1 pseudogene is annotated in these 233 nt (G+C 64.8%); it reads right to left on the bottom strand.

Annotated elements, in window-relative coordinates:
* Positions 1–233 (bottom strand): annotated as a pseudogene (locus tag SB765_RS34050) (amino acid transporter); the annotation flags it as partial.

Raw genomic sequence — 233 nt, 5'->3', positions numbered from 1 at the left:
CAGGAAGTACGCCGGCGCCCGCAGGCGCGACAGCATCATCAGCCCGATGCCGAGCACCGAAATGATCGCGGCAATCACGAACACCAGCCCCAACCCGCCCACATGCGAGCCGCTGCCGAAGTCTGGCGAGGCGCTGTCGATGGCGGTACGCGCGAAGATCACCGACAAGATCACCCCACCTACCAGCGGGCACAGGCCACGCATGATGAAATGGCGTAGGCTGTCGAACAGGC

It is taken from the genome of Pseudomonas sp. SIMBA_067, from assembly GCF_046534675.1.
Lineage (GTDB): Bacteria > Pseudomonadota > Gammaproteobacteria > Pseudomonadales > Pseudomonadaceae > Aquipseudomonas > Aquipseudomonas putida.
The sequence above is the reverse complement of the archived record's forward strand: the minus strand, read 5'-3'. Positions and strand labels throughout refer to the sequence as shown.